Here is a 24,189-nt window from a genome sequence, read left to right on the forward strand (position 1 = left end):
CCGGACACGTGTCCAACCCGATAGTTCGGGAATCGACGAGACGGCGCCTGAGCGCCAAGCAGGCCGACACGGTTGACCGGCTGGGCAACGCGGCGATCGGCGTGCTGAGCCGAGAAGGCTTCTCCGGGTTGACGATTCGTATGGTTGCCGCGGAAGCAGGCGTCGGCGCAGCCACCGCGTACACCTACTTCTCGTCCAAAGAGCATCTCGTGGCCGAGGTGTTCTGGCGACGACTCGCGTCCAGCCCGGTCGAGCCGATCGCCTCGCCGCATCCGGTCGACCGTGTAATCGCTGTGCTGCGCCAGATCGCGTTGCTGGTCGCCGACGAGCCCGCGCTGGCGGGCGCGGTCACCAACGCGCTGCTCAGCGCCGATCCCGAAGTCGAGCACCTGCGGTTGCGCGTCGGCCACGAGATACATCAGCGGCTGGCCACCGCGCTGGGCAACGGGCACAACCCTGACCTGGTCGAATCCCTGGAGTTGCTGTATGCGGGCGCCCTGGTGCGCGCCGGTATGGGCTACGCGTCCTACACCGAGATCGCGGACCGGCTGGAGACGTCGGCGCGACTGCTCCTGGACGAGAAGGCCTAGCCACTCGACGCGGGCTGGCATGATCAACGCCCATGGACGTCGTCGACCATCCCGAACGCGATCAGGCGTGGGACACCACGGCGCGATCGGAGACCGAAACCCAACGCTTGGACCGCAATTGGCTCAGCCTGCTGCAGGAGTTGCGGGTCGTCCAGACCGGCGTTCAGTTGCTCACCGGCTTCTTGTTGACGCTTCCGTTTCAGCCCCGCTTCGACGGCCTGAACACCACCATGCGCGCGATCTACCTGGCGACGGTGGGGTGCTCGGTGGGCGCGACGGTATTGTTGGAGGCCCCGGTCGGGATGCACCGGCTTCTGTTTCGACGCCATCGCACCCAGTTCCTCGTATCGGCGGCGCACCGGTTTGCCTACTCCGGCCTGCTGTTGATGGGTCTAGCGCTGACCGGCGTCACGGTGATCATCTTCGGCGCAGTCGCCGGACCCACCGCGAGCGTTGTCGCCGGATCCTGCGCGATCGCCGCACAACTCGGCTTCTGGGTGCTGCTGCCCATGTGGGTGCGCCGCGCCGCGCCGCCGCCCGACTGATCCCGGCACACCGATGCGAGTTTGCCCGCGCGGTTTGCATCGCGGACAACGTGGGAACACCCCCGCCATGTTGATTCGGCGAATCGCTCGTCCCCTGCTGTCTGCAGCATTCATCGGCCAAGGTGTCGAGGCGCTGCGCAACCCCGCGGTCACGCTCGAGGCGACGGAGCCCACCGTCGCGGCGCTGCGTCAGCTGCCCGAGCCCTACGGCGACAAGGTGCCGTCCAACCCCGAGACGGCCGCCCGGATCAACGCTGCCGTTCAGGTCGCCGGCGGGGTGCTGCTGGCCACCGGCAAGGCTCCTCGAATCGCCTCCGCCGCACTGGCATTCACGGTGATCCCGGGAAGCCTTGGCGGACACTTGTTCTGGACCGAAAGCGATCCGCAGCGCAAGGCGCAGAAGCGGCGCGACCTGCTGACCGATCTGAGCCTGCTGGGTGGACTCATCATCGCCGCGGCCGACACAGCCGGTAAGCCATCGTTGGGATGGCGCGGAAGGCAAGCGGCGGAACGACTTTCTTCCGCACTCCCCCTGACGGGCTCGGACGACTCGTTGCTCGACTCCGAGCTCGCCGAACGCATCGCGCAAGGCCTGCACGCGGGGGCCGAGCGCAGTCGCGAACTCGCCAGCGCCGCCGCCGAACGCAGCGCGCCAGTCGTCGAGGCGGCCCGCAAGCGAGGCGAAGAACTCGCGCACGACGCCGCCAAGAAGAGCAAGCCCGTGGTGAAGAAGGCGCGCAAGAAGGCACGCAAGCGCGGTGCCGAACTCGCCGAGACGGTGCGCGAACGTGGTGCCGACCTGGCCGAGACCGCCCGTGATCGCGGTAGCGAATGGGCGCATGATGCCGCCAAGAAGAGCAAGCCCGTCGTGAAAAAGGCGCGCAAACGCGGCGCTGAACTCGCCGACGTCGCCCGCGACCGGGGCAGCGAGTGGGCCGACATCGCCTGGGACCGCGGCAGTGAATGGGCGGAGATTGCACGGGACCGGGGCAGCGAGCTGAGCGAGCGCGCCTACGAACGCGGCAGTGAGCTAGCGGAACTGGCCCGCGATCGCGGCGAGGAGCTGGCCCACCGCGGGCGGGCCACAGCGCGCCACTGGCACTGATCAGACCGTCGACGGAGCTTTTTGGCGCGGGTACATTGGCGGCCACCGCCGCTAGGAGCCCCGCATGACATCAGCTGACTTCGACCCGAGTTACGGATACGCGCCGCACGGTCCGAGCGGTCGGCCCGGCGGCCTGGGCACGCGGTTCTTCGCGCGGCTGATCGACGGCATCCTGGTCAACGTCGTGGTGTTTCTGGTGTCGCTGTTCCTGTTCGACCAGGACTACTGGTGGCTGGTCACCGGGTTGTTCTCCGGCGTTCTGATGTTCGGCTATTTCGTCTTGTTCGAAGTCAGTCAGGGCGCCAGCCCGGGCAAGCGCCTGCTGGGTCTGAGCGTGCATGGTCCCGGCGGATCGCCGCGACCCACTGCCGGGCAGTCGGCCATCCGCAACTCGTTCACGCTGCTGTCGGTGGTGCCCTACCTGGGTCCGCTGCTGGCGTTCATCGCCTACATCGTGATCGCGGTGACGATCAGCGGCAGCCCCACCAAGCAGGGCAAGCACGACGAGTTGGCCGGCGGCACACAGGTGCTCAAGGTCTAGCGGACAGGTACCGCACGAATGCGTCGACGATCGTGTCGACGCTCTGTGCGATGTCGACGGCCATGCCCCGTTCGCCGGGCTGCAGGGGCTCGAGCGCGTCGTACTGGGACCGCACCAACGACGAGGGCATGAAGTGACCGGGCCGGTCTGCTTGCCGGCGGCCGACGATGTCGGGCGGACCGGTGAGATGCAGGAATTCGACAGTCGTTCGGTACGAACGCAATTGGTCCCGATACCGGCGCTTGAGCGCCGAGCAGCTCATCACCCCGCTGTCGTGATCGGCCAGCCACCGCCCCACCGCGGCCAGCCAGGGCCGACGGTCGTCGTCGTCGAGTGGCGTGCCCGCGGACATTTTCGCGACGTTGGTCGCCGGGTGCAGCGTGTCGGCGTCCGCGAACGGAATGTCGAGGCGACGGGCCAGCGCCGCCCCGACGCTTGACTTGCCCGACCCCGACACACCCATCACCACGATCGATGTGCCTGGCGGAGAGCGCTTTTCGTCAGGCACCGGGCAGGTTGCGGTTCCACTCCAGCCAGCCCACACCCGCCCGGCCGTCGGCGGTGCTCACCGTCGCCCAGGCGCGCGGGAATTGGCTCGCCCGACCGTCCTTGGCGACCAGGCGCAGCGGCGCGTGTCCGAGCACGTCGATGGTCGCCGCGATACCGCCGGGGTTGACCGCCAATGTCGCGGTGACGGGCAGGCCGTCGGCATCGAATGTCTGTATCGGGGAGATGGTTTCCAGTTCGGTGACGGTCCCCGCGCGATCCTGGACGTAGCCGACGCTCATCGGCGGAACGCCCGGAATCTTGAGGTCGACCCCGTGCACGTGAGTGCCGTCGTCGAAGTGCAATGCGCTCCAGAGCCAGTCCATGCTCCACCAGTCGCGCACTCCCCACGAGTGATCCCGTTGCCCGGGGACCGCGTCCAGCGTGTAGCGGCGCCCGTCGACCGTGACGGATCCCGTTACCGTGCAGGGGATCTCATAACGCGTTGCCACCCGGTACTGATACGGCGTGCCGTCGGTGGCCCATTCGAGTTCGATGGCCACCTCGGCCGGATCGCCCTGCTCGCCTCGCAGCAGGCCGGCCGGATCGAGAAACGACTGCCCCCGGCCACGCAGCGTGACGCGATAGGTGCGCAGCGGATCGGCGGCGGAGTGCGTGAAGTCGAGCGCGTCGGTGCTCACCGCCCATGGATCGGCGGGCAGCGGCACCTCGAAGTCGACCAGCGCGACGGTCGGCAGCCCCGGACCGCACAGCAGCCCGTGCAGCCAGGCCGTTTGCTGGTTGGGAATCAAGCCGAGCCGGATCCAGCCGCCGAATCCCTGTGCGGCGTCGATGAAGTCGGCGTACCAGCTCTCGTTCCACAGCGGCTCGTCGGTGGGCGGGTGCGCCGACTCGTCATCGGACGACGGGCGCAGCGGTTCGGTGGAGGCCGGTGCCGGCAAGATGGCCAACGCGTCGGTGTCGAGCACGTGCTCGCAGTGCCGCTGCAGCATCGTCATGAACATCGTGTCGCCACGTTCGGTGCGCTCGACCAGCATCGACGACACGATGGCCATCATCACCCCGAAAAAGCTCTGCCGTCGCACGCCATCGCGAACGTCGGCGAGGCTGATCGGCGCGCCCGGGCCGAGCGCGCGGTGATAGCCGTCCAGCAAGTCGTCGTAGTGCGCGCGACGGTCCTCGATCGGTAGGGCGCAGCCGAGGAAGTAGGCCAGGTCGGTCATTGCCGGACCCCACGTCACCGTCTGCCAATCCACCACGGTCAGTGGGCGTTCCGCGCCGTCGGCGCCGAACAACATATTGTCCAGGCGGTAGTCGCCGTGGATCAATCCGTGCATCCGCTCGTCGGTGGCCTCCTCGGCGAGATAGGCATCGAAGCCGCCGACCAGCCGCTCGCACACCGTCCGGTGCTGCGGTGAGATCTGGTCGCCATAGCGGTCGACGAAGCCGGCGAAGAGTGCGGTGATCAAACCCTGGTTGATCGGCGCGTCACGGTTGAGCCACGCCGCATCGGCGAGGGTGGTGTCTCCCAGCAGCGGCCCCTGTAGCCGGCCCAGTTCGGTCACGGCGGTGCGTGCTTGCGCCGTTGTGGCACCGCGGATTTCGTCGCCCACCAACGCCGGGTTGGCGTCACCGAGCAGCACATCGAAAATTCCCGACGAGGCGTCGAACGCGTTGTGGTAGCAAGGCGCGACGGGACCGTGCAGCCGCGGGGCGATGTCGCGGTAGAAGGACACCTCTCGCTCGTAGAGCTCCAGCGTCATTCCGGTCTGCCGGCTCATCGGGTCGGTGGCCGCGACCTTCAGCACCACCGAGTCCGGCCGGTCGGCTGCTGACGAGGCATCGGCGTAGGTCAACTGGACGCGGTAGCACTCGCTCATCTGGCCGGTGCCGATTCGCTCGGTGCTGAAATCGGCGACGGTTCCCGCACCGATCGCCTCGCTGAGCCAGGCAGCGGTGAGGTCGGCCGGGCGTTCGACGACGTTGTCGGGGTGCGGTGTCATGGCTCGTTCACGAAACCACATCCACCGTCATCTCGCTAGCGAAAAGCCCTCCCAGGCTCGCCGCCGTTCGGGGTGCGGGTCGAACTCGAGGTGGGTCTTGCGATCGAACACCATCACCGCGCGGTCGGTGTCGGTGTAGGCGGGCCAGTCGTCGCCGGGATTGCCCGTCCGGCTGAATGATCGCCAACGCCTTTGCACTTCGCGGGTGACCCGCAGCGCCGACCGCCGATCGACCGGCGCGGTGAGCAGGGCGCCGACTCTGGTGCGGTAGAAGCCGAACACCGCGAGCAACTCGGTGGCGTGGGTGGCACCGAGCCCGGACCAGCGCAGCGCGCGGGGCGCGTAGTCGTAGCGGTACAGGTACGTCGGCGCGTATCTGCCGTGGGCTTCGGCCATCCCCCACGCCGCCGAACCGAAGGCGAAATCGCCGCCCAGCCGGATGCACGCTGACCGCTGCGGGTAATCGGGGTAGGCCCCGGTGATGCGCTCCCGCTCCGCCGGTTCGACCTCGGCCAGCAGCGCTTCGATCATCGGTTCGTTGGTCGGCAGCAGTTGCAGGAAGCGGGTGAACAGCTTTCCCTCGTCGGCGTTGGTGCCCACGATCAACGGCACCCGGTGCGCCTTGCCCTGCTGCATCGCGTCGACCGGATCGAGCGGTAGCACGTCGTCGCCGAACACCGGGCCAATGGGGAACGCGCCCAACATGTCTCGCACACCATCATTGATCAGACGGTTCTGCGCGGCCACCAGGTCTGCGGGCGACGCCGTCAGCAATGCGTGTGCGGCATCCTGCTTGCGGGTGCCGAGCAGAGTCGCGAACCGCGCGGCGAACTCCGCCGCGACGGCGGTGGGCCGGGTCATCCCGCTGGCCGGGCTTTCTGAAATCGCCTGGGCGAACAGGCCTTCGGCGTCGGGTGCGGTCAACAGCGCGCCGACGGCGTGGGCACCGGCGCTTTCGCCGAAGATCGTCACATTGGCCGGGTCGCCCCCGAACGCCGCGACGTTGTCACGCACCCAGCGCAGCGACAGGATCAAGTCACGCAGGAACAGATTGCTGTCGATCGTGATGTCCGACGTCGACAGCGACGACAGGTCGAGGCAGCCGAGCGCACCGAGGCGGTAGTTCACCGAGACGTAGATGCAGCCCCGCTTGGCCAGCGCCACCCCGTCGTAGATCGGCGTGGCCGAGCTGCCCATGATGTAGCCGCCGCCGTGGATGAAGACCATCACCGGCAGCGGCTGGGGCGGCGACGCCGCGGGCGCGGTGACGTTCAGGGTGAGGCAGTCCTCCCCCATGGCCTGGTACTTGCCCACCCCGAGCATGGCGTAGCGGTGCTCCTGCGGGGAGCACTTGGTGAAGCCGTGGCAATACCGCACACCCCGCCAGGGCTGGGCCGGCTCCGGCGCCCGGTAGCGCAGCGCGCCCACCGGGGGCTTGGCGTACGGGATGGATCGCCAGCGGTGAACGCCGTCACGGGTGAAACCTTCGACGGTGCCCGCGGTGGTCGTCACGCGGACCGTGTGTTCGTGCATCAATCGACGGTAGCGAACGTCAGGGGCGGACGCTCGGCAGGTCCGGATCGACGACCCGGATCGTGCCGGTGGTGCCGTCGACCTCGATCAGCGCCCCGGGCGCCAGCCGTCGAGTCGCGTCGTGCACATCGACCACGCAGGGGATACCGAATTCGCGCGCCACCACGGCCGCGTGTGACATCGGTCCGCCGAGTTCTGTGACGACGGCCCCGGCGTAGGAGAAAGCGGCCGTATAGCCGACGTCGGTGACCTCGGCAACGAGGATCTCCCCGGCCTGCAGGTCATCGATGGTGTCCGGGCGCACGATCCGAACCCGGCCGCGAACCTGGCCGGCGCTGACGCCGGCCCCGGTCAGCTCCTGACCGGGCGACAGCACGGACGCGGCTATGGCGGTGGGTCGCCATCCGCCGCTGAACACCGCCGGCGGCACGGTGTCAGCGAGGCTCGCCTGATCGGCGCGGCGGCGGCGCACCAGCGCGGCGGTGTCGGCGGGCAGTGCGTCCAACTCGTCGACGAGCAGATAGAACACGTCGTCGACGGTCTCGAGCACCCCCGTGTCGACCAATCGTCGGCCGAGTTCGCGAAGGAGCTTGCGCAGCAACCAGTTTGCCCGAACCAGACGGTCCCGGCGGGTTTCACGGTCGCGGACCTGGTGGGCGGCGAGCAGCGCCACCGGCCGGGCCCGCAACGGGATCGTGGGTGCGTGGTTCTCCGAACGTAGCGGTGTGTCAAGGGCTTTCGACACGATGCGGAGTAACAACTCCGGGTTGTCGGCGTAGCTGGACGAGCGCATCTCCAGCTCCGCGGGCCCGCGGTGTCCGCACGCCGCCAGTTCCGCGAGCAGGTTTTGGTGAAACTCCGGCGCCTGGGCGGCCAGTTCGCCGAGATGATCGCCGGGGCCGGACAGAATGCGCAGAACGGTGGGATCGCGCCGGGCGGTTTCGGCGATGCGGTACACCGCGCTGAGCAGGCTGGCGCTGGCCAACTCCTGACCGACCGGCAACACCATGTCGCGTCCGTTCAGGGCGCGCAGGATCGTGCTGAGCGCGGCGAAGGCCATGAACGATCCGGACGCCAGCACCCAGCCGTCGATGACGTGGTCGCGGGCCAGCAGGATCAGGCTCTGCAGCCTCGGCTCCGACAGGCGCGAAAGGTCACCCGCGGCACTCGCTTCCAGCCACTCGATGTCGTCGACGAAACACTTGGTGTCGCGGTCCGCCCCGACGATCAGGCCGGCCAGGTTGACCCCGAACACTCCCAGGTTGCGGATCGTGCGCAACGGTCCTGCGGCGCTGCGAGATTCGGGTGGCAGCTGCTGCTCGCCGTGGATCGGCATGGACGCCACACTGGGGCCGAAGAATTGGCTCTGCCGCACCACCATCTCGGGCTTGACGAAAGGCACGACTTCGGCCATGTAGTGCGCGGTGGTGATGGCGCCGTACAGCCGGTGCGCGAACACTCCGACTGTGCGGGTGGCCATTTCGCGCTGGATCAACCCACCGGGCCGCAGCCGGTTCGCGATGACCGCGCCGGAGGCGCGCAATCCCTTGACCGTCGCCGATGCCGACGAGGGCGAAAACGGCCCCGGCAGGGCCTCGGACAGGTTGGTGGCGAGATACATCGGAAACCGCGGATCGATCGGGGTGTCGAACTCGCCGTTGCCGCCGTCGGGACCCGCCAGCTCGGTCGCCTGTCCGTCGGCGGCCGGGATGTCGACCGCGGGGATGTCCTGCACATGGGTCAGGCGCCACGGCAGCGACGTCGACCAGCGACCGACGCTCAGATGTCCGCGCACCGCCAACGCCATGTCGTGCAGGCAATCCCGTGCGGTCCACGCCGTCTCGACGCGCCAGGTGTCGCGCAGCAGCGCGGTGTCCATCGACGGGGTGTCGAGCAGCAGATCGAGTTCGGCTGCTGGGCTGATCGCGCGCAGCAGCCGGGGTGCACGCGGCCGACCGAGAGCGTCGGCGATCTCCCCCAGGGTGAGCTCCCCCTCAGCCGCGAGGTTCACCGGCCCGTTCGTCAGATCCGGGTCGACGGCAGCGCGAACGAAAATTCGGTGCGCATCGTCGCTGTGCACGACCGGCAGCGTGCGGCGCCCCGCATCGGGGAACACCGCCGACGCCAGCGCCCGCCGCACCCAGTTGTCGACGCCGCGACCGAGGATCGCGGCGGCGCGAATCGACACCCATTCCACGCCGGACGCGGCGACCATTTCTTCGGCGCGAACCTTGTCTCGGCCAAACGACGAATTCGGCTGCAGTGCAGCGTCTTCCGTCCGGACGCGAGGGTCGGGTCCGTACACGTGGGCCGACGAGGCGAACACCACGCGCCGGATCCCTCCGCGGTCGACCGCGTCGAGGACGTTGCTGGTGCCACCGATGTTGACGTCACGGTCCGCCGGCCCATTCGCCGCGGGATCGGTCGACCACGCGCAGTGCACCACGACCTCGGCGCCCGACAGCGCGCGCGCCACGGCTGCGGCGTCGCGAATGTCGGCCGAGACGAAAGCGGCTTGGCTTGGCCAGCTTTCGGGCTGACGACGACCCACTCCGACCACGTCGTGTCCGGCGCTGAGCAGTCGCACGACGACGCCGCGGCCGACTACCCCGCTGGCCCCGGTGACGGCAATCCTCATCGGCTAATCGTCGTCGTCGAGGAACGCGGCGTTGACCAAGTCGTCGAGATCCATTGTCGCGAGGTCTTTTTCCTTGTTCTGCTCGGAGTCGGGGCCGTCGGCCTCGTTGGCCAGGCCCAGCAGCAGGTCGAGCACGCCGGCCTGCCGTAGGCGCTTGACCGGGATGGACGCCACCACACGCTGGATCTCCGCCTCGCCCGGTGCGGCCTTGGGCGCGACCTCTGCCGACGCGCCCACCAATTCCTGCCGGAAGTAGCCGGCCAGCGCAGCCGAGTTCGGGTAGTCGAAGATCAGCGTCGGCGACAGCGGCAAGCCGGTGGCCGCCTTGAGCCGATTCCGCATCTCGACGGCGGTCAGCGAGTCGAAACCCAACTCCTGGAATGCCTTGTCCGGGTCGATCGCCTCCGGGGTGCTGTTGCCCAGCACGGTCGCGATGTGCGAGCGCACCAGGTCCAGCAACACGGCCTGCTGCTCGTCCTCCGGCAGCCCGTCCAGGCGTTGCAGCAGGGCCGATTTCGACTTGGCCGCGGCAAGCGAGTCATCGACCTGGCGCCGGGCCGGCGCGTTGATCAGGTCGACGAACATCGGCGGCAGGGTGCCACCGTCGAACTTGGTCCGCAGGGCGGCGGTGTCGATGTGCGCGGGTAGCAGGAACGGCTCGTCGATGACCATCGCGGTGTCGAGCAGCTGCAAAGCCTGGGTGGAGGTCATCGCCACGATTCCGTCGCGGGCGAACCGCGCGAAGTCGACCGCACCGAGTTCGCCGGTCATGCTGCTGGTCTGGTCCCACAGCCCCCAGCCCAGCGAGATCGCCGGCAGGCCGCGGTCCCGCCGGTACGACGCCAGTCCGTCCAGGAAGCTGTTGGCCGCGGCGTAGTTCGCCTGACCCGAAGAGCCCACCAATCCCGCCATCGACGAGAACATCACGAACGCCGACAGGTTCGAATCCTTGGTCAGCTCATGCAGATTCCACGCCGTGTCGACCTTGGCCCGCAACACCTCGTCGACCCGCTCCGGGGTCAGCGACGTCACCACCGCGTCGTCCAGCACACCCGCGGTGTGGATCACCGCGGACAGCGGATGCTGCACCGGAATGTCGGCCAGCACCTTCGCCAGAGCCGCACGGTCGGAGGCGTCGCACGCGACGATCGATACCTCCGCGCCGCCCGCGGACAACTCCGCGGCCAGGTCGGTGGCGCCGGGTGCGTCCGGGCCGCGGCGGCCGATCAGCACCAGGTTGCGCACCCCGTGGTTCGCGACGACGTGGCGGGCCAGCGCGGACCCGGCCATCCCGGTACCGCCGGTGATAACCACGGTGCCCAACGCCCAGGCGTCGGGCATCGTCAGCACGACCTTGCCGGTGTGCCGGGCCTGGCTGAGGTAACGCAGCGCGGCCGGTGCACGTCGTACGTCGAACGTGGTGACGGGCAGCGGTCGCAGCGTCGCGTCCTCGAACAGCGCGGTGAGGTCGGACAGCATGCGCGCGATGTGGTCGGCGCCCGCCTCGAACAGGTCGAAAGCCCGGTAGCGCACCCCACTGTGTTCGGAAGCGACCTCACCGGGGTCGCGGATGTCGGTCTTACCCATTTCGAGGAAGATCCCGCCGGGCGTGACGAGCCGCAGTGAGGCATCGACGAATTCGCCGGACAGCGAGTCCAGCACGACGTCCACCCCGCGGCCGCCGGTGGCGGCCCGGAACTTGTCCTCGAACTCCACGGTGCGGGAGTCGCCGATGTGGGTGTCGTCAAAGCCCATCGACCGCAACGTGTCCCACTTGCCGCGGCTGGCCGTGGCGAACACCTCGAGACCGAAGTGACGGGCCAACTGCACAGCGGCCATGCCCACGCCGCCGGCGGCGGCGTGGATCAGGATCCGCTGGCCCGCCTTGACATCGGCGAGCGCGGTGAGTGCGTAGTAGGCGGTGGCGAACACCACCGGCGCGGTCGCCGCTTCGGTGTACGACCATCCCGACGGGATGTCCATCAGCAGGCGCCCATCGGTGATGGCCTGGGTGCCGGTGCCTTCGGGGAACAGCCCGGTGACCCGGTCGCCCACCGCGAAACGGGTTACGTCCGGCGCGGTTTCGATCACGACGCCGGACGCCTCGACGCCCATGACGGCGTCCTCGTCGGGGTACAGGCCGAGCGCGATCATCACGTCGCGGAAGTTGGCCGGCATCGTGCGCACCGCGACCCGAACCTGCCCGGCGCCCAGCGGCGCATCGGCGTCCGGAATCGGCTCGAGCACCAGGTTTTCGAAGGTGCCCTTGCTCGACATGCCGAGCCGCCAGGCATCGCCACCGGGCGGAACCAGTAGCGCGTCGACTGCGCGGCTGCCGTGCACCCGGCCGGTGTACACCGTCTCCGCGCGCACCAGGACCTGCGGCTCGCCGGCGGCCAAGACGGCGGCGATCGTCGTATCGCTCAGGGGCGCATCGGAATCCGCCAGCACGATGCGGCCGGGATGTTCGGTCTGCGCCGACCGCACCAGGCCCCACACCGCGGCGCCGGCCAGATCGGTGACGGCCTCCCCCGCCCGTCCCACCGCTCCGCGGGTGGACACCACCAGCGTTCCCGAGTCGTGCTCGGTCAGCCACGTCTGCAGCGCGGCGAGCGCCTCGTGAGTGCGGTTGTAGGTCGCGGCGAGCGCGTCGTCGTCAGCAGCCAGCGACTCGAAGACGTCGTACGCCGGTGTGTCCGCATGCGATCCGGACGCCGCCGGCGTCCACACCACTTCGAAGATCCGGTCCGGACCGGACCCCGAAACGGCGGCCATCAACTGCTGCCGGGACACCGGACGGGCCACCATGGAGGCGACCGACAACACCGGAAGTCCCAGTGCGTCAGCGAGTTCCAGCGACACCGACGAGGGGCCGGACGGTGCGATGCGGGCTCGCACCGACGATGCGCCCGCGGCGTGCAACGACACGCCTTGCCATGAGAACGGCACCAGGACACCGTCCTTGCCGTCGTGCTCGGCCTCGGTCGCGACGATCACCGCGTGCAGCGTCGCGTCGAGGACGGCGGGGTGCACACCGAATCCGGCCGGGGATACACCAGCGTCGCTGGGCAGCGTCACGTCGGCGAAGATCTCGTCGCCGCGGCGCCACATCGCGGTCAGCCCCTGGAACGCCGGGCCGTAGCCGTAGCCGTTCGCCGCCAACCGGTCGTAGAGACCGTCGATGTCGACCGCCGTTGCGCCGGCCGGGGGCCACGCGGACAGGTCGGTACCCGACCCCGGCGTGCCGGGCGACACGATGCCCTCGGCGTGCAGCGTCCAGCCCGAGTGTGCGTCGGCGCGCGAAAACACCGAGACCGCACGGCTTCCCGATTCGTCGGCGCCGTCCACGACTACCTGCACCGCCACCGACCCGGTCGCCGGGATCACCAACGGCGCCGCCAACGTCAACTCGTCGACCACCGAGCAGCCGACCTCGTCCCCCGCTCGGATGACCATCTCGACGAATCCGGTGCCAGGCAGGATCACCACGCCGCCGACCGCATGGTCGGACAGCCAACCCTGCGTTCCCGCTGCGAGCCGACCGGTCAGTACGACACCGCCCGAGGTCGGTAGGTCTATGACCGCGCCCAGCAGCGCGTGCTCGCTCGGCGACAGGCCGAGTCCTTCGGCGTCGACCGCTGCGTCGTCGGCGGACAGCCAGAAGCGCCGCCGCTCAAAGGCATACGTCGGCAGCTCGATGAAGCCGGCGCCGGGCAGCGTGGCCCGCCAGTCGACGCCAACGCCCGAAACGAACGCGTGGGCCACACCGGTCACCAGGCTGGTGGGCTCGGGGCGGTCCTTGCGCAGCAATGGCACCGCCGCCAGGGTGGCCTCGGCGAGCGACTCCTCGATGGACGAGGTGAGGCCGCCACTCGGTCCGACCTCCAGGAATCGGCTCGCACCAAGCGAATTAGCGTGCCGGATGCTGTCGGCGAACCGGACCGCGGCGCGAATGTGCCCGATCCAGTAGTCGGCGGAAGCGAAATCGTCGCCGACCAGCTCTCCGGTGACGTTGGAGATCACCGGAATGGTGACCGGGTTGACGGTCAATTCCCGGGCCGCCGCTTTGAACTCGTCGATCATCGGTTCCATCAACGGTGAGTGGAATGCATGCGACACCGCGAGCCGGTGCACGCGGCGGCCCTGTGCCCGTAGTTGCTCGGCGATGGCGTCGACAGCCGACTCGTCGCCGGAGACCACCACCGACGCCGGGCCGTTGACCGCGGCAATGCCGACCGTGTCGGTCAGCAGGGGACGAACCTCATCCTCGGTGGCCTGCACCGCGACCATGGCCCCGCCGGCGGGCAGCGCCTGCATGAACCGGCCTCGCGCGACCACCAGCAACGCGGCGTTCTCCAGCGACAGCGCACCCGCGACGTGCGCCGCGGTCAATTCGCCGATCGAGTGACCCATCACGAAATCGGGCCGCACGCCCCAGGATTCCAGCAGCCGGTACAGCGCGACCTCGACGGCGAACAACGCCGGCTGGGCGAACTCGGTGGTGTTCAACAGGTCTTCATCGTGGCCCCACATCACCTCGCGCAGCGGGCGCAGCAGGTGGCGGTCCAACTCCCCGACGACGGTGTTGAATGCCTCGGCGAACACCGGGTGGGTGGCGTGCAGACCCATGCCCATGCCGAGCCACTGCGAGCCCTGACCGGGAAACACGAAGACGGTCTTGCCTGGCAGCGCGCTGCCGGTGATGACCGAAACCGGTGCGTCGTCGGCCAATTCGGTCAGGCCGGCGAGCAACTGGTCCCGGTCGGCGCCCAGCGCCACCGCGCGGTGCTCGAACGCGGCGCGGCCGGCCAGCGACCAGCCGACATCTGTGGCAGCCAATTCTGTTCGAGTGCCGACGAATTCGGCCAGGCGCGCGGCCTGGGCGGCCAGCGCTGAGGTGGACTTCGCCGTGATCGCCCACGGGACGACCGGTGGCGGCGCGACCGGCGACACCTCCGCGGGTGTCTCGATCGGCGGTGCCGATTCGATGATGACGTGCGCGTTGGTGCCGCTGATGCCGAACGACGACACCCCGGCGCGGCGTGGATGGCCGTTGGCAGGCCAGGGCTGCTGGTCGGTCAGCAGTTGGACCGAGCCCATCGTCCAGTCGACGTGCGGGCTCGGCGCATCCACGTGCAGGGTGGCCGGCAGCACCTCGTGGCGCATCGCCAGGATCATCTTCATCACCCCGGCCACACCTGCGGCGGCCTGGGTGTGGCCCATGTTGGACTTGATCGATCCCAGCCACAGCGGCGTCGGCCGGTCTTGCCCGTAGGTCGCCAGAATCGCCTGCGCCTCAATGGGATCGCCCAGGGTGGTGCCGGTGCCGTGGCCTTCGACCACGTCGACGTCGGCACCGCTGAGTCCCGCACTGGCCAACGCCGAGCGGACGACCCGCTGCTGCGAGGGCCCGTTCGGGGCGGTGAGCCCGTTGGAGGCACCGTCCTGGTTGATCGCCGATCCGCTGACCAGGGCGAGCACCGGGTGGCCGTTGCGCCGGGCGTCGGAAAGCCGCTCCAGCACCAGCATTCCGCCGCCCTCGGAGAACCCGGTACCGTCGGCCGCCCCGGCGAAGGCCTTGCAACGGCCGTCGGTGGACAGCCCCCGCCAGCGGCTGAATTCGACATAGATGTCGGGAGTGGCGTTGATCGTGACGCCGCCGGCCAGCGCGAGGTCGGACTCCCCCGACCGCAGCGACTGCGCAGCCATGTGCAGGGTCACCAGCGACGTCGAGCACGCGGTGTCCACCGACACCGCGGGGCCCTCCAGACCGAGAACGTAAGACACCCGGCCGGACGCGACGCTCGAGAGCTGACCGGTGAGGCGGAAGCCCTCCACCGGCTTGGCGGAGAACATTCCGTAGCCCTGGGTCATCAGGCCGGCGAAGACGCCGGTGGCGCTGCCGCGCAGCGTGGTCGGGTCAATTCCGGCCCGCTCCAACGCTTCCCAAGTCAATTCCAGGAACATCCGCTGCTGTGGGTCCATCGCCAGCGCCTCGGACGGCCCGATGCCGAAGAAGGCCGGGTCGAAATCGCCGACGTCCTCGACGAATCCGCCCACGCGGGTGTAGCAGGTCTCGGCCACGTCCGGGTCGGGGTTGTACAGATTGGCCAGGTCCCAGCCGCGATCGCTCGGGAACTCGCTGATGACGTCGCGGCCCTCAATGACCATGTCCCACAGGTCTTCCGGCGAGTTGACGTTGCCGGGGTATCGGCACGACATGCCGACGATCGCAATCTGTTCGTCGCCGGCGACGCGCACGGCGGGAACGGTCTTGACTTCCTGCGGCACACCGGCGAGTTCGGTGCGGAAGTAGTCCGCCAGCCGGCTCGGGGTCGGGTAGTCGAAGATCAGCGTCGGCGACAGCGCCAGACCGGTGGCGGCCTTGAGCCGGTTGCGCATCTCGACAGCGGTCAACGAGTCGAAGCCCAGTTCCTGGAACGCCTTGTCCGGGTCGATCGCCTCCGGCGTGGTGGTGCCCAGCACCGTGGCGATGTGCGAGCGGACCAGGTCCAGCAGCACCGCGTGCTGCTCGGCCTCCGGCAGGCCGTGAATGCGTTGCGCCAGAGCCGACTTCGACTTGCTCGCGGCCAGTGAGTCGTCGACCCGGCGGCGGGTCGGCGCGTTGATCAGGTCGACGAACATCGGCGGCACGACGGCGGTGTTGGCCCGCAGCGCGGCGGCGTCGATGTGCGCGGGCAGCAGGAACGGCTCGTCGACCGCCATTGCGGTGTCGAACAACTGCAACGCGTCGGCGGACGCCAACGCCTTGACGCCGGTGCGGGCCAACCGCGCCCGGCCGGCGTCGTCGAGGCCACCCGTCATCTCGCTCGCCTGATCCCACAGACCCCAGCCGAGAGAGATTGCCGGCAGCTTGTGCGCCCGCCGGTGGGCGGCCAGGGCGTCGAGGTAGCTGTTGGCCGCCGCGTAGTTGGCCTGGCCCGACGACCCGACCAGGCCGGCCATCGACGAGAACAACACGAAGGCCGAGACGCTCGAATCCTGGCTCAGCTCATGCAGATTCCAGGCCGCGTCGATCTTGGCTCGCAGCACCGGATCCACCCGCTCGGGTGTCAGCGACGTTAGCACTGCGTCGTCGAGCACACCGGCGGCGTGGATGACCGCGGACAGCGGATGCTGCACGGGGATGTCGGCGATGACCTTGGCCAGCGCGGCGCGGTCCGCCGCATCGCACGCGACGATCGACACCTCGGCGCCGGCCGCGGTGAGTTCGGCCGTCAATTCCGCGGCGCCTGGGGCGTTGGGGCCGCGGCGACCGAGCAGAAGAAGATGCCGCGCACCGTGATTGGCCACCAGGTGGCGGGCCAGCGCAGAACCGGCCATGCCGGTTCCGCCGGTGATCAGCACGGTGCCCTGCGCCCACACGTCAGGCATGGTGAGCACGACCTTGCCGGTGTGGCGGGCCTGGCTCAGGTAGCGCAGGGCCGCGGGTGCGCGGCGAATGTCGAAGGTCGTCACCGGCAACGGCCGCAGCACGCCGGAGTCGAAGAGTTCGGCGAGTTCGAGAAGGTACTGGTGCATCCGGTTGCGGCCGGGTTCGAACAGGTCGAAGGCGCGGTAGCGGACGCCCGGGTATTCCTCGGCGATCTTCCCCGGGTCGCGGATGTCGGTCTTGCCCATCTCGAGGAAGACCCCGCCCGGTTTGACGAGTCGCAGTGAGGCGTCGACGAATTCACCGGCCAGCGAGTCGAGCACGACGTCGAAGCCGCGGTCGCCGACGATGGCGCGGAACTTGTCCTCGAACTCCAGGGTCCGGGAATCGCCGATGTGGTCGTCGTCGAAGCCCATCGCCAACAACGTGTCCCACTTGGGACGGCTGGCGGTGGCAAAGACTTCGAGGCCGAAGTGGCGGGCGAGTTGCGCGGCGGCCATACCCACACCGCCGGTTCCGGCGTGCAGCAGCAGGCGCTGGCCCGGTTTGACGTCGGCGAGATGGACGAACGCGTAATACGCGGTGGTGAACACCGCGGAGATGGCCGCGGCTTCGGGGTACGACCAGTCCGACGGCATCGGCAGCAGCAGCCGGGTGTCGCCGGCGACCAGGGTGCCGCTGCCGTCCGGGAAGAAGCCGTAGACGTCGTCGCCGACGGCGTACTCGGTGACGCCGGGCCCGACCTCGACGACGACGCCCGCGCCCTCACCGCCGATCAGCGCGTCGTGGGTGAACATGCCCAGCGTGATCATGATGTCGCGGAAGTTGGTGGAGATGGATCGCAGCGCGACGCGGACCTGGCCGGGCTCCAGCGCCGCAGCCGCGTTGGGCACCGGCTCCAGTTGCAGATTTTCGAAGGTGCCCGCCGTCGACAGGCCCAGTCGCCACGGGCCCTCGGCCGGCGGCACCAGCAGGCTGTCGACCGCCCGGCTGCCGCGCACCCGCGCGGTGTGAATCGCCTCGCCGCGGACCAGCACCTGCGGCTCCCCGACCGCCAGCACGTCGGCGATCGTCGAATCAGTCAGCGGTGCATCGGAATCCACCAGCACGATGCGGCCGGGATTCTCGGTCTGCGCTGAGCGCACCAGGCCCCACACGGCCGCACCGGCCAGGTCCGTGACGTCCTCGCCCGACAGTGCGACCGCGCCGTGCGTCGACACGACCAGCACGCCCGACTCGTGTTCGGACAACCAGGACTGCAATGCCGTCAGCGCGGTGTGCACCCGCTCGTAGCTCGCGGCGACCGGATCGCTTGCGGTGGAAGCGGATTCGAAGACGTCGTAAGCCGGGGTCTCGGCGTGGGATACCGGGGAAGCCAGCGTCCACGCGAGCTCGAACAGCCGATCCCCGGTGGCACCGGCCACGGCGGCCGCCAGCTGCTGTTGGGAAATCGGGCGCGCCACCATCGACGACACCGTCAGCACCGGCAGGCCCAGCCCGTCGGCAAGTTCGACCGAAACCGCCGAGGGGCCCGACGGCGCGATTCGCGCCCGCACCGACGACGCTCCCGCCGCGTGTAGCGAGACGCCCTGCCACGAGAAGGGCAGTGCCACACCATCACCCACGTGTGTGACCGCGGCCGCGTGCAGGGCTGCGTCAAGCAGCACCGGGTGTACGCCGAATCCGCCGACGCCACCGGCCGGTTGAGGCAGCGTCACCTCGGCGAAGAATTCCTCGCCGCGCCGCCACAGTGCGGTCAGACCTTGGAACGCCGGACCGTACTGGTATCCGCGCTCAGCGAGCCGCTGGTAGCCGTCGCGCACGTCGACGGCAACGGCGCCCTCGGGCGGCCAGACCGAGAGGTCCGCGATCGGCTCGACCGGGGCAGCCGACAAAATGCCCGTCGCGTGGCAGTTCCATGCGGAATCCGCAGTCTCCCTGGAGAACACCGAGATGCTGCGCTGGCCCGCGTCGTCGGCGGCGCCGACCACTACCTGCACCGAGACCGCACCCGACGCGGGCAACAGCAGAGGCGATTGCAGATTCAGCTCGTCGATCACCGGGCAGCCAACCTCGTCGCCGGCGCGAATCGCCAACTCGACGAAGCCCGCGCCCGGGAACACTGCGACGCCGTCGACGGCGTGATCGGTCAACCAACCCTGGGTAGCCGAGGACAACCGACCCGTGAGCACGACGCCACCCGAATCCGGCAGCTCGACCACCGCACCCAGCAGGGGGTGTTCGCTGGCGCCGAGACCCAACCCGGCCGCGTCCACCGCGGCGCCGTCGCCGGAGAGCCAAAAACGTTTGCGCTCAAAGGCATACGTGGGCAGCTCGACGAACCCGCCCGCCGGTACGGCGGCACGCCAGTCGACCTTGACGCCGGCAACGAAGGCCGCGGCGGCCGAGCTGAGGAAGCGCTGCAGGCCGCCGTCCTCGCGACCCAGGGTCGGCACCACGACCGCACCCGCACCACCGTCGGTCGCGGTGTCCTCGATGCCGGCGATCAGCGCCGGGTGTGGGCTGGATTCGATGAAGGTCCGGTAGCCGCTCTGGGCGGCGGTCCGCACCGCCTGGTCGAATTCGACGGTCTGGCGGATGTTGCGGAACCAGTAGTCGGGAGTCAGGTCTGCGGTGTCTTGAACTGCGCCGGTGACCGTCGAGAAGAACACGGTGCGCGTCGACTGCGGTTCGATACCGGCGAGCGCCTCGGCGAGTTGGTCGCGGATCTCGTCGACGGCCACCGAATGCGATGCGTAGCCGACATCGATACGGCGGGCGCGGGTTTCGCGCTCGACGCACAAGGCGACGACCTCGTCCAGGGCGACTTCCTCGCCGGACAGCACGACGGCGGAGCGACCGTTGACGGCGGCGATACTCACCCGATCGCCGTAGGGCGCCAACAGTTCTCGCGCCTGGTCAGCCCCGCAAGCCAACGACGCCATGCCGCCGCGACCGGACAGCGCGAGCAGCAACTTGCTGCGCAGCGTGACCACGCGGGCGGCGTCGCGCAACGACAGCGCCCCGGCGACGTAGGCCGCGGCGATCTCGCCCTGGGAATGCCCGATGACGGCGTCCGGGCGCACCCCGATGGAACGCCACAACTCGGCCAGCGACACCATCACCGCGAACAGCGCGGGCTGGACCACGTCAACCCGATCCAGGCCCGGGGCGCCCGGGGAGCCACGCAATACGTCGATGAGCGACCAGTCGACGAACTCGGCGAACGCCTCCGCGCACGCGTTCATCCGCTCAGCGAAAACCGGTGCGGTGTCCAGTAATTCGACGCCCATGCCAATCCACTGCGAACCCTGACCGGGGAATACGAGGACGGTCTTGCCCGCCGGCGAGGCGTGGCCGGTGATCACCGACCCGCCAGGCAGTCCCTCCGCGAGTTCGCCGAGCCCGGTGAGCAACTGGCCGCGGTCGTCACCGAGCACGACCGCACGGTGCTCGAACGTCGAGCGGCCCGCCAGCGACCAACCCACGTCGGCGATACTCAATTGCTCACGGCCGCCGACGAATTCGCTGAGGCGTCGCGCCTGCGCCTCCAGCGCTGCAGAGCTCTTGGCCGATAGCACCCACGGCACCACCGAAGGCTGCGGGTCCGCACTCTCGACCGCCTCGGCCGCCGGCGACTCCTCGATGATCACGTGAGCGTTGGTGCCGCTGATACCGAACGACGACACCGCGGCCCGGCGGGCGTGGCCGTTGGCGGACGCGCCCTTCCATGGCTGCGCTTCCGTTAGCAGCGACACCGAACCCGCCGTCCAATCCACGTGCGGGCTAGGCACATCCACGTGTAGGGACGCGGGCAGCGTCTCGTGCCGCATGGCCTGCACCATCTTGATCACGCCGGCGACACCGGCCGCGGCCTGGGTGTGACCCATGTTCGACTTGATCGAGCCCAGCCATAGCGGCTGGTCGGTCCGGTCCTGGCCGTAGGTCGCGAGCAGAGCCTGCGCTTCGATCGGATCGCCCAAAGTCGTTCCGGTGCCGTGGCCTTCGACCACATCCACCTCGCCCGGGGTCAATCCGGCATTGGCGAGCGCGGTGCGGACCACGCGCTGCTGCGACGGCCCGTTGGGCGCGGTCAGCCCGTTGGAGGCGCCGTCCTGGTTGACCGCGGTACCACGCACCACAGCGAGCACCCGGTGACCCAACCGCTGCGCGTCCGAAAGGCGTTCGACCACAAGCATTCCGCCACCCTCGGACCAGCCGACACCGTCGGCCGCACCCGAGAAGGGCTTGCAGCGGCCGTCCGGCGAAAGTCCGCGGTGCCTGCTGAATTCCACGAAAACCGTTGGAGTGGCGTTGACGGTCGCGCCGCCGGCCAGCGCCAGATCGCACTCCCCCGACCGCAGCGATTGCACCGCCATGTGCAGGGCCACCAACGACGACGAGCACGCGGTGTCCACCGAGACCGCCGGGCCCTCCAGGCCCAGCACGTACGCGACCCGGCCGGTCGCCACGCTGGACGTCATGCCGGTCAGTCGGTAGCCCTCGATCTCCTCGGCGAGCATGCCGTAGCCCTGCACGATGATCCCGGCGAACACTCCGGTCGCGCTGCCACGCAACGAGGTCGGGTCAATTCCGGCCCGCTCCAACGCCTCCCACGACAACTCGAGCAGCATGCGGTGCTGAGGATCGGTCGCCAGCGCCTCGCTGGGGGCCACGCCGAAGAAGCCGGCGTCGAAACCGGCGACGTCGTCGACGAATCCACCCGAGCGGGCGTAGCACTTGTGCGGGGCGTCGGGGTCGTCATCAAACAGGTCGGCCAGGTCCCAGCCGCGGTCGGTCGGGAATTCCGACATGACGTCACGCTTGTCGGCGACCATCTCCCACAGGCTGTCCGGCGAATCGACGCCGCCCGGAAAACGGCACGACATACCGACGATGGCGATCGGCTCACCCGAGCGCTCCAGCAGCGCACGGTTCTTGTTCTTCAGCCGCTCGACCTGAACCAGCGCCTTACGCAACGCCTCGGTTGCATGCTGAAGTTGGTCAGCCATGTCGTAACCCCTCGCCTAACGTCGGTCGTCGCTCAATCCGAGATGTGGCCCTGGATGAGGAGCAGAGTCACTGTCCGCGCGGATGGCGGCGTACCTGCTCGTCGGCCCGAGAACATCGTCGGGGGGCGCCGACTCGCCCACCCCGCCGATGGCTTGGCTCCGCAACTGTTTCCGGTGCCCAGCGACCCATGGCGAGACTGTACCCGGCACAAGTCAGCCGAGCCTAAACCCGGTCAGCGCCACCCGTCGGCGGCAGCGGCCGCTCGCATCAGGGCATCGCACAGCTCACGGAGTTCGGGAGTGCCGGCGCCTTCATCCAGCGCGGTGGCCACGTCCTCCGCCGCGCATCGCACCTGGTAGACGCGGTCGGAGAGGTCGGCGGCCTCGTCGGCCGACAGCACCACGGCATCAGCTGGCAGCGACGCGCCCTTCGTCCCGTTGATCGACGCGCGCTGCTCGTAGGCCCGCTGGCGGCATGACTGCCGGCAGTACTGACGGCGCCGGCCGAGCCCGCTGTCGGTGACGTCGCGGCCGCACCAGCGGCACGGCTGTGGGCGGGCGCGACGTGTCACGGGGCCGACTTTAGTCGGGGTGTAACCCGGATCCCGGTATCATGGAACGTCGGGTTGCCTGCAGGCCCGGGAACTACCCCGCTCGCCGCGACGTTGATCAAGGCGCTAACTGCTGAGAAGACATTAAGAGGAGTGCAGACCAATGGCTGATCGCGTCCTACGAGGCAGTCGCCTTGGAGCCGTAAGTTACGAGACCGACCGCAACCACGACCTGGCGCCGCGCCAGCTCGCGCGCTACCGCACCGACAACGGCGAAGAGTTCGAAGTGCCGTTCGCCGACGACGCCGAGATCCCCGGCACCTGGCTGTGCCGCAACGGCATGGAAGGCACCCTGATCGAGGGTGACGTGCCCGAGCCCAAGAAGGTCAAGCCGCCCCGCACCCACTGGGACATGCTGCTGGAGCGTCGCTCCGTCGACGAACTCGAAGAACTGCTCAAGGAGCGCCTCGAGCTGATCAAGACCCGCCGCCGCGGCAGCGGGAGCTAGATCAGAACAGGAAGTCGAACGTCGGCGGGATGAGGTTGTCCGCAGGGAAAGCTGCTCCGATGTCGAAGTAGTTCGGGTCGAACATCTGGGCCGCCAGGCTCGCCCACGGCGACACGTCGTAATCGCCGAACGGTGTCTGCAGCCACGCCCCAATCGCGTCGGACGACGACCCGGTGAGGTCGAGGTCGATCGAGCTGTAGCTGAAATCGCCGCCGAGGAGTTGTGTGGTGATCACGCCGCTGTCGATATTGGTGCCGTCGATTTCGGGCAGGAACAGCTGCTGCGCCGAGAAGCCATTGCCGATACCCGTGTAGCTCAGGGTGTCGATGATGTTGGCCTTGGACACATCCAGCACGCTGTCCTGGCCAAAGGCCTGTCCGTCGACGAGGACGTTGTCCTCGAAGAACTTCTGCGCGAACGGTTCCAGGTTGTCCGCGTTAAAGGTGACATCCTGCGTGCCGTAGGCGGTGTTACCGAACACACCGGCTGTCTGATAGGTGAAGTCGGCGGTATCAGGGGTCACCGCAATGCCGAACGGGTTCTCGGGGGGGTTGGAGAAGTCGAACAGTTGGCTCTCCAGGTAGGCCAGGCCGCCATAGTCTTGCCCGTTCTCGACGTGCGACACGTCGAGGATCCCACTCGGGGTCACCAAGAACGCGCCGACGGCGTGGTCGACGCCGTTGCTGTTCAGCGAGGTGAAACCGGGGCCGACCATGTCGATGTAGGCGTACCCGTAGCCACCGCCGAAGTCGTGGATGCCGATGACGCCGCTCTCGATGTTGGTGCCCTCGATCGCAGGCAGCAAGATCTGCTGCTGACTGCCGAGGCCGTCCTGCAGCTTGTTGATGATGTCGCCTTGCAGAGTCGCAGTGAAATCGTCCCCGATCGGCTGGCCGTTGACAGTTACGTACTGCTGAAAGAACTGCTCGACGGGCGCCGCAAGTGATCCCGCGTTGAAATCGATGGTCTGGTCATTGGCATAGGCGATGCTTTGGAGCGCATTGCCCGCCGTGTAGCTGAAGTCGGAGCCGGCGAGGGGGTCGAAGCTGAAACCAAACGGGTCGGGCACCGTGACGCCCTCTGCACCGACATCCGCGAAGGCAGTGCCAATGGACAACGACGTTGCTGCCGCGGCACCCCCAAGGACAACGGACGTGATCAGGCGCTTCATAACGGTCCTCCCCGATTTGCGGGCTGCAAGTACGCAACCCAGGCAAAAACTGAGATTACGGTATGAACTGATAAATTTCTATGAGAATCTCA

The 24,189-nt window shown here is 68.8% G+C and carries 12 protein-coding genes; 5 read left to right on the forward strand and 7 right to left on the reverse strand.

Going from position 1 to position 24,189, the window contains the following annotated elements; all coding sequences use genetic code 11:
- Positions 1-8: 8 nt before the first annotated feature.
- The 4 genes from PT015_RS06510 (at position 9) to PT015_RS06525 (ending at position 2,781) form a co-directional block, all read left to right on the forward strand.
- On the forward strand, positions 9-590 hold the full coding sequence (locus tag PT015_RS06510; protein ID WP_390887942.1) for a TetR/AcrR family transcriptional regulator: 582 nt from the start codon (positions 9-11) through the stop codon (positions 588-590).
- A gap of 32 nt (positions 591-622) precedes the next feature.
- Positions 623-1,135 carry a DUF6328 family protein gene (locus tag PT015_RS06515; RefSeq protein WP_285189698.1) on the forward strand — a complete coding sequence of 171 codons (513 nt, stop codon included), beginning with the start codon at positions 623-625 and terminating at the stop codon, positions 1,133-1,135.
- A gap of 67 nt (positions 1,136-1,202) precedes the next feature.
- The gene (locus PT015_RS06520) at positions 1,203-2,240 is read left to right on the forward strand and encodes a DoxX family protein (protein ID WP_285189699.1); all 1,038 of its coding nucleotides are present in this window, start codon (positions 1,203-1,205) and stop codon (positions 2,238-2,240) included.
- Between the two features lie 64 nt (positions 2,241-2,304).
- A complete protein-coding gene (locus tag PT015_RS06525) occupies positions 2,305-2,781 on the forward strand; it encodes an RDD family protein (RefSeq protein WP_285189700.1) in 477 nt (158 codons plus the stop codon).
- On the opposite strand, the gene PT015_RS06530 is transcribed toward PT015_RS06525, so the two are convergent.
- From PT015_RS06530 to PT015_RS06555, 6 genes are all read right to left on the reverse strand, one after another.
- Positions 2,771-3,244, reverse strand: coding sequence for a gluconokinase (locus PT015_RS06530; protein ID WP_285190967.1), 474 nt, complete (start codon positions 3,242-3,244; stop codon positions 2,771-2,773). The genes PT015_RS06525 and PT015_RS06530 overlap by 11 nt on opposite strands.
- A 37-nt stretch (positions 3,245-3,281) precedes the next feature.
- Complete coding sequence (locus PT015_RS06535) at positions 3,282-5,291, reverse strand: DUF7064 domain-containing protein (RefSeq protein ID WP_285189701.1); 2,010 nt, start codon at positions 5,289-5,291, stop codon at positions 3,282-3,284.
- Between the two features lie 27 nt (positions 5,292-5,318).
- Positions 5,319-6,824, reverse strand: coding sequence for a carboxylesterase/lipase family protein (locus PT015_RS06540; RefSeq protein ID WP_285189702.1), 1,506 nt, complete (start codon positions 6,822-6,824; stop codon positions 5,319-5,321).
- A 19-nt stretch (positions 6,825-6,843) separates the two neighbouring features.
- The gene (locus tag PT015_RS06545) at positions 6,844-9,462 is read right to left on the reverse strand and encodes an NAD-dependent epimerase/dehydratase family protein (RefSeq protein ID WP_285189704.1); all 2,619 of its coding nucleotides are present in this window, start codon (positions 9,460-9,462) and stop codon (positions 6,844-6,846) included.
- Between the two features lie 3 nt (positions 9,463-9,465).
- Entirely contained in the window at positions 9,466-21,867 is a 12,402-nt protein-coding gene (locus PT015_RS06550) for a type I polyketide synthase (RefSeq protein ID WP_285189705.1), read from the reverse strand.
- A 233-nt stretch (positions 21,868-22,100) separates the two neighbouring features.
- On the reverse strand, positions 22,101-22,439 hold the full coding sequence (locus PT015_RS06555; protein ID WP_285189708.1) for a hypothetical protein: 339 nt from the start codon (positions 22,437-22,439) through the stop codon (positions 22,101-22,103).
- A gap of 142 nt (positions 22,440-22,581) precedes the next feature.
- On the opposite strand from PT015_RS06555, the gene rbpA reads away from it, so the two are divergent.
- Positions 22,582-22,926 (forward strand): RNA polymerase-binding protein RbpA, encoded by a 345-nt coding sequence (gene rbpA, locus PT015_RS06560; RefSeq protein WP_285189710.1) that lies wholly within the window; start codon positions 22,582-22,584, stop codon positions 22,924-22,926.
- 1 nt (position 22,927) lies between these two features.
- Here the strand turns inward: rbpA and PT015_RS06565 are convergent, their stop codons facing one another.
- The gene (locus PT015_RS06565; RefSeq protein WP_285189712.1) at positions 22,928-24,097 is read right to left on the reverse strand and encodes a hypothetical protein; all 1,170 of its coding nucleotides are present in this window, start codon (positions 24,095-24,097) and stop codon (positions 22,928-22,930) included.
- Positions 24,098-24,189 lie beyond the last annotated feature (92 nt).

Origin of the sequence: Candidatus Mycobacterium wuenschmannii (genome assembly GCF_030252325.1) — a bacterium.
In the GTDB taxonomy this organism is placed as follows: Bacteria; Actinomycetota; Actinomycetes; order Mycobacteriales; family Mycobacteriaceae; genus Mycobacterium; species Mycobacterium wuenschmannii.

Coding starts and splice junctions, on each gene's coding strand:
- PT015_RS06515 (WP_285189698.1), top strand. CDS start 623: ATGGACGTCGTCGACCATCCCGAACGCGATCAGGCGTGGGACACCACG.
- PT015_RS06520 (WP_285189699.1), top strand. CDS start 1,203: ATGTTGATTCGGCGAATCGCTCGTCCCCTGCTGTCTGCAGCATTCATC.
- PT015_RS06525 (WP_285189700.1), top strand. CDS start 2,305: ATGACATCAGCTGACTTCGACCCGAGTTACGGATACGCGCCGCACGGT.
- PT015_RS06530 (WP_285190967.1), bottom strand. CDS start 3,244: ATGGGTGTGTCGGGGTCGGGCAAGTCAAGCGTCGGGGCGGCGCTGGCC.
- PT015_RS06535 (WP_285189701.1), bottom strand. CDS start 5,291: ATGACACCGCACCCCGACAACGTCGTCGAACGCCCGGCCGACCTCACC.
- PT015_RS06540 (WP_285189702.1), bottom strand. CDS start 6,824: ATGCACGAACACACGGTCCGCGTGACGACCACCGCGGGCACCGTCGAA.
- PT015_RS06545 (WP_285189704.1), bottom strand. CDS start 9,462: ATGAGGATTGCCGTCACCGGGGCCAGCGGGGTAGTCGGCCGCGGCGTC.
- PT015_RS06550 (WP_285189705.1), bottom strand. CDS start 21,867: ATGGCTGACCAACTTCAGCATGCAACCGAGGCGTTGCGTAAGGCGCTG.
- rbpA (WP_285189710.1), top strand. CDS start 22,582: ATGGCTGATCGCGTCCTACGAGGCAGTCGCCTTGGAGCCGTAAGTTAC.
- PT015_RS06565 (WP_285189712.1), bottom strand. CDS start 24,097: ATGAAGCGCCTGATCACGTCCGTTGTCCTTGGGGGTGCCGCGGCAGCA.